Origin of the sequence: Pseudomonas machongensis (assembly GCF_034961125.1) — a bacterium.
Classification (GTDB): Bacteria; Pseudomonadota; Gammaproteobacteria; order Pseudomonadales; family Pseudomonadaceae; genus Aquipseudomonas; species Aquipseudomonas machongensis.
In genome coordinates, this window is sequence record NZ_JAYFUI010000076.1 from 36,218 (window position 1) to 42,217 (window position 6,000).

Annotated in this window: 4 protein-coding genes and 1 pseudogene; 4 read left to right on the forward strand and 1 reads right to left on the reverse strand. The window is 60.0% G+C overall.

Going from position 1 to position 6,000, the window contains the following annotated elements; translation table 11 throughout:
- Positions 1-124 precede the first annotated feature (124 nt).
- On the forward strand, positions 125-1,684 hold the full coding sequence (locus tag VA602_RS07785; protein WP_151925555.1) for a sigma-54-dependent transcriptional regulator: 1,560 nt from the start codon (positions 125-127) through the stop codon (positions 1,682-1,684).
- Between the two features lie 118 nt (positions 1,685-1,802).
- On the opposite strand, the gene VA602_RS07790 is transcribed toward VA602_RS07785, so the two are convergent.
- Positions 1,803-2,060, reverse strand: coding sequence for a DUF2790 domain-containing protein (locus VA602_RS07790; protein ID WP_054891937.1), 258 nt, complete (start codon positions 2,058-2,060; stop codon positions 1,803-1,805).
- A gap of 415 nt (positions 2,061-2,475) precedes the next feature.
- On the opposite strand from VA602_RS07790, the gene acs reads away from it, so the two are divergent.
- The 3 genes and pseudogenes from acs to VA602_RS07805 all read left to right on the forward strand — a co-directional run.
- Complete coding sequence (gene acs, locus VA602_RS07795) at positions 2,476-4,437, forward strand: acetate--CoA ligase (protein WP_054891936.1); 1,962 nt, start codon at positions 2,476-2,478, stop codon at positions 4,435-4,437.
- Positions 4,438-4,944: 507 nt separating this feature from the next.
- Positions 4,945-5,730 carry an ABC transporter substrate-binding protein gene (locus VA602_RS07800; RefSeq protein WP_054891935.1) on the forward strand — a complete coding sequence of 262 codons (786 nt, stop codon included), beginning with the start codon at positions 4,945-4,947 and terminating at the stop codon, positions 5,728-5,730.
- A gap of 92 nt (positions 5,731-5,822) precedes the next feature.
- Positions 5,823-6,000: pseudogene (locus VA602_RS07805) on the forward strand (arginine ABC transporter permease ArtQ); the annotation flags it as partial.

A 6,000-nucleotide genomic window follows, 5' to 3' on the forward strand; every position in this document is an offset into this window, starting at 1 on the left:
TACAAATAGAGGGTTGCCCCGAAAAATCAAGGGTATCAGGCTGGCAGTTAAGGTATTTTTGTCAGCTTATCTTTACGAATTTTCTGCGCGCCGATGAATAAAGTCGGTTGCCTCGGGGCCTTTCATGCGTATCAAAGTCCACTGCCAGAACCGCATCGGCATCCTGCGCGACATCCTCAACCTGTTGGTGGAGTACGGTATCAACGTGTTGCGTGGCGAGGTCGGCGGCGATCACGGCAACGCCATCTATTTGCATTGCCCGAACCTGATCAACCTGCAGTTCCAGGCCTTGCGTCCAAAATTCGAAGCCATCGCCGGGGTGTTTGGGGTCAAGCGCGTCGGCTTGATGCCCAGCGAGCGGCGGCACATGGAGCTCAATGCGTTGCTTGGGGCGCTGGAGTTTCCGGTGCTGTCGGTCGACATGGGAGGCAGCATCGTTGCAGCCAACCGTGCCGCGGCGCAGTTGCTCGGGGTACGGGTCGACGAGGTGCCGGGGTTGCCGCTGGCGCGCTATGTCGAGGATTTCGACCTTCCGGAACTGGTGCGGGCCAACCAGTCGCGGATCAACGGGTTGCGCATCAAGGTCAAGGGTGATGTGTTCCTGGCCGATATCGCGCCCTTGCAGTCCGAACATGACGACAGCGAAGCCCTGGCCGGCGCGGTGCTGACCCTGCATCGCGCCGATCGCATCGGCGAGCGTATCTACAACGTTCGCAAGCAGGAGCTGCGTGGTTTCGACAGCATCTTCCAGAGTTCACGGGTGATGGCCTCGGTCGTGCGCGAGGCGCGGCGCATGGCGCCGCTGGATGCGCCGTTGCTGATCGAGGGCGAAACCGGCACCGGCAAGGAATTGCTGGCCCGTGCCTGTCACCTGGCCAGCCCGCGTGGCCAGGCACCGCTGATGGCGCTCAACTGCGCGGGGTTGCCGGAGTCAATGGCCGAGACCGAGCTGTTCGGCTACGGCCCGGGTGCGTTCGAGGGCGCGCGGGCCGAGGGCAAGCTCGGGCTGTTGGAGTTGACCGCGGGCGGCACGCTGTTTCTGGATGGGGTAGGGGAGATGAGCCCGCGCCTGCAGGTCAAGCTGCTGCGCTTTCTGCAGGACGGCTGCTTTCGCCGGGTCGGCAGCGACGAGGAGGTCTATCTCGATGTGCGGGTGATCTGCGCCACCCAGGTCGACCTGTCGGAGCTGTGCGCGCGGGGCGAGTTCCGCCAGGACCTCTATCACCGGCTCAACGTGCTGTCGTTGCACATTCCGCCACTGCGTGAGTGCATGGATGGGCTGGAGGGGCTGGCGCAGCACTTCCTCGACCAGGCCAGTCGGCAGATCGGTTGTGCATTGCCTCGCCTGGCGCCGGCGGCGATGGACAAGTTGAGTCAATATCACTGGCCGGGCAATGTCCGGCAACTGGAAAACGTATTGTTCCAGGCCGTGTCGTTATGTGAGGGCGGTGTGGTCAAGGGCGAACATATTCGTTTGCCGGATTATGGTGCGCGACAACCCTTGGGTGAATTTTCGCTGGAAGGGGAACTTGCGCAGATCGTCGGGCGCTTTGAAAAAGCGGTGTTGGAAAGTTTGATGGCGGAGTTTCCAAGTAGTCGGGCACTGGGGAAGAGGCTGGGTGTTTCCCATACCACGATTGCCAACAAGTTGCGTGAGTACGCCTTGGGCAAGTCGGTGGATTGAAGAAGTTTCAAGTAATGAAAATTTAATTGGCGGTGTTGTTTTCGCGGGCAAGCCCGCTCCCACAAAAGCCCGCTCCCACGGAGATGTCGAGAGCGGAAGAAGGGAGCGGGCCGTGGCGTTAGCCGTTGGAGCAACCGTTGCCCATCACGCGGTATTCGAGAATGTGCTTCTGGCCCTTGGAGTCTTCGTAGGTCATGCGCGCCGGCACCACTTCGCAGACATTCGGGACTTCGCTCATGGACAGCACCTTGGCGATGTCCAGGTGTTGCGAATAACTGTACTGTTCAACCGGAATCTGCTCGGCGTTCGTTGCAACATCGTCGGCCATTGCCGCGCTGCAAACACTGCCAAGTACCAATACCAGTAAAGCTTTCATTTTCAATTTACCTGTCTAAGGTCGTGAGGGGGCACGCGGCACTTGTGGCGCCGCGAGTACATCCAGAGTTTTACTGTTGAATTAGAGCGGGATTAACGTGCCTTCGTGGGGGCTGTTACAAGAAGTTAATCGCCTTGCCGTTGCTGGCGAGATGAATTCTAGGAGTGTGCTTCGAATTGAAAAAGATCTGGTTTTGATAAAGTTTTTCGGGCTTTTGACAGAATCGGTAACAATCACCGGTACGAACGTACCGAATTCTTCAGTGATGGCCTGGGGCTCCGCGGGCTAGAGCGCCTTGATGAAATTTCGCCGCGGCGCATGCTGTTCGTTACTACCAACGTCGAATGGTCATGGTCGCTCTGGTACAGTTAAAACCGTCTCATACAAAAACAACTATTACACCGAGGTAACACAGATGAGTGCGGCTCCACTGTATCCCGTTCGTCCCGAGGTTGCGGCAAACACCCTGACCGACGAGGCCACCTACAAGGCCATGTACCAGCAATCGGTGATCAACCCGGACGGTTTCTGGCGCGAGCAGGCCCAGCGCCTGGACTGGATCAAGCCCTTCACCAAGGTCAAGCAGACCTCGTTCGACGACCACCATGTCGATATCAAGTGGTTCGCCGACGGCACTCTGAATGTTTCCTACAACTGCCTGGATCGTCACCTCGAAGAGCGCGGCGACCAACTGGCGATCATCTGGGAAGGCGATGACCCTTCCGAACACCGCAACATCACCTATCGCGAGCTGCACGAGCAGGTCTGCAAGTTCGCCAACGCCCTGCGTGGCCAGGACGTGCACCGTGGCGATGTGGTCACCATCTACATGCCGATGATCCCGGAAGCCGTGGTGGCGATGCTGGCCTGTGCCCGCATCGGTGCCATCCACTCCGTGGTATTCGGCGGCTTCTCTCCTGAAGCGCTGGCCGGGCGCATCATCGACTGCAAGTCCAAGGTCGTCATCACTGCCGACGAAGGCCTGCGTGGCGGCCGCCGCACGCCGCTCAAGGCCAACGTCGACCTGGCGCTGACCAACCCTGAAACCAACAGTGTGCAGAAGATCATCGTGTGCAAGCGCACCGGTGGTGACATCGCCTGGCACCAGCATCGCGACATCTGGTACGAAGACCTGATGAAGGTCGCCTCCAGCCATTGCGCCCCCAAAGAGATGGGCGCTGAAGAAGCGCTGTTCATCCTCTATACCTCCGGTTCTACCGGCAAGCCCAAGGGTGTGCTGCATACCACGGGTGGCTATCTGGTCTATGCCGCGCTCACCCACGAGCGCGTGTTCGACTACCGTCAGGGAGAGGTCTACTGGTGCACCGCCGACGTGGGCTGGGTCACCGGTCACAGCTATATCGTCTACGGCCCGCTGGCCAATGGCGCGACCACCCTGCTGTTCGAGGGTGTGCCGAACTACCCGGACATCACCCGCGTGTCCAAAATCGTCGACAAGCACAAGGTCAACATCCTCTACACCGCGCCAACCGCCATCCGCGCGATGATGGCCGAAGGTCAGGCGGCGGTCGCCGGTGCCGATGGCTCGAGCCTGCGCCTGCTCGGTTCGGTGGGTGAGCCGATCAACCCCGAGGCCTGGAACTGGTATTACAAGACCGTCGGCAAGGAGCGCTGCCCGATCGTCGACACCTGGTGGCAGACCGAGACCGGCGGCATCCTGATCAGCCCGCTGCCGGGCGCCACCGGCCTCAAGCCGGGCTCGGCAACCCGTCCTTTCTTTGGCGTGGTACCGGCACTGGTGGACAACCTGGGTAACCTGATCGAGGGCGCGGCCGAGGGCAACCTGGTGATCCTCGACTCGTGGCCGGGCCAGTCGCGCTCGCTGTATGGCGATCACGACCGCTTCGTCGACACCTACTTCAAGACCTTCCGTGGCATGTATTTCACCGGAGACGGTGCGCGCCGCGACGAAGATGGCTACTACTGGATCACCGGTCGGGTGGACGATGTGCTCAACGTGTCGGGGCACCGCATGGGGACGGCCGAGATCGAAAGCGCGATGGTCGCCCACTCCAAGGTCGCCGAGGCCGCGGTGGTAGGTGTGCCGCACGACATCAAGGGGCAGGGCATCTATGTTTACGTCACCCTCAATGCCGGCGAGGAGTCCAGTGAGCAATTGCGCCAGGAGCTGAAGAACTGGGTGCGCAAAGAGATCGGCCCGATCGCCTCGCCGGATGTCATCCAGTGGGCGCCAGGCCTGCCCAAGACTCGCTCGGGCAAGATCATGCGGCGTATCCTGCGCAAGATCGCCACGGGTGAGTACGATGCGCTGGGCGATATCTCCACGCTCGCCGACCCGGGTGTGGTGCAGCACCTGATCGACACGCACAAGGCCATGAACCTGGCGACCGCGTGATGATGCGTTGGGGGTAGGCTGTCTTGCCCCGCGCCTTGCAACCCGACCCCGCCGGTAATCGGCGGGGTTTTTGCATTCTGTTACCCGACATTCATCGGTAACCCGCTGCTGTCACCGTGATTGCACTCAAACGGGGCCAAGGGAAACATTTCTGTGCCTTCAGGGTGCGATCCTGTAGCCGTTTTTTGCAGCCTTGCACCCTGCACTTGCCGGATTACAAGGCTTTGCCAATAATAGGCCCGCTTATTGCTTCGTCTAAAGGTTGTTTTCCTTTTGCGCTTGCATGTTTCGCAAGAGCTGTCAATATCGCCGCCCGCAGCTTCAGGCGCTTCTGTACGTAGTTGTCGCTTTGAAGAAATATCGACTACCGGGCTGTCGTTAAAATGCCACTCACTCGCTCGTGGTCTGCGACCTTGGTCGAACCCTGCGCGGCTCGCGTTGTACTCATTCGCATATCCGGCAATCGTGTCCCTGCCTGGTATTGCCCCGTACCGATGGAGTTACCTGATGAAGAAGCTTGCACTGCTTGGCGCCCTGGCGCTGTCTGTGTTTTCCCTGGTCTCGCAGGCCGACGAGAAGCCGTTGAAGATCGGTATCGAAGCCGCCTACCCACCCTTCGCCTTCAAGCAGCCTGATGGCAGCATCGCCGGTTTCGACTACGACATCGGCAACGCCCTGTGCGAAGAGATGAAAGCCAAGTGCACCTGGGTCGAGCAGGAATTCGATGGCCTGATCCCGGCGCTGAAGGTGCGCAAGATCGACGCCATCCTGTCGTCGATGTCGATCACCGATGATCGCAAGAAGTCCGTCGACTTCACCAAGCGCTACTACCTGACTCCAGCCCGTCTGGTGATGAAGGAAGGCTCCACCGTCAGCGACAGCCTCGACGAGCTCAAGGGCAAGAAGATCGGTGTACAGCGCGGCTCTATCCACGACCGCTTCGCCAAGGAAGTGCTGGCACCTAAGGGCGCCACCGTCGTGCCTTACGGCACCCAGAACGAAATCTACCTGGATGTCGCCGCCGGTCGCCTCGATGGCACCGTGGCCGATGCCACTCTGCTCGAAGATGGCTTCCTGAAAACCGACGCCGGCAAGGGCTTCGCCTTCGTCGGTCCGTCGTTCACCGACGTGAAGTACTTCGGTGACGGCGTCGGCATTGCCGTGCGCAAGGGCGACAAGGCCAACGCCGATCGCATCAACGCTGCCATCGACGCCATCCGCGCCAACGGCAAGTACAAAGAGATCGAGAAGAAATACTTCAACTTCGACATCTACGGCCCAGAGTCGAACTAAATCGTCGAGTTTCACCTGTGCAATGGTGCAAACAGCAGAATCTCTGAGGTTTGCACCATTTTTTCATTCCCAAGTCCTGAGGAATCCCAATCATGTTGAAAGGCTACGGGGCAGTCATCCTCGAGGGGGCGTGGCTGACGTTGCAGCTCGCCCTGTCGTCGATGGCCCTGGCCATCGTTCTGGGCCTGATCGGCGTGGCCTTGCGGCTGTCGCCGGTGCGCTGGCTGGCCTGGCTGGGCGACCTGTACTCCACGGTGATCCGTGGTATTC

Bases quoted from the DNA above. Each gene is read 5' to 3' on its own strand.
- VA602_RS07790 (WP_054891937.1), bottom strand. From the start codon at position 2,060: ATGAAAGCTTTACTGGTATTGGTACTTGGCAGTGTTTGCAGCGCGGCA.
- acs (WP_054891936.1), top strand. From the start codon at position 2,476: ATGAGTGCGGCTCCACTGTATCCCGTTCGTCCCGAGGTTGCGGCAAAC.
- VA602_RS07800 (WP_054891935.1), top strand. From the start codon at position 4,945: ATGAAGAAGCTTGCACTGCTTGGCGCCCTGGCGCTGTCTGTGTTTTCC.
- VA602_RS07785 (WP_151925555.1), top strand. From the start codon at position 125: ATGCGTATCAAAGTCCACTGCCAGAACCGCATCGGCATCCTGCGCGAC.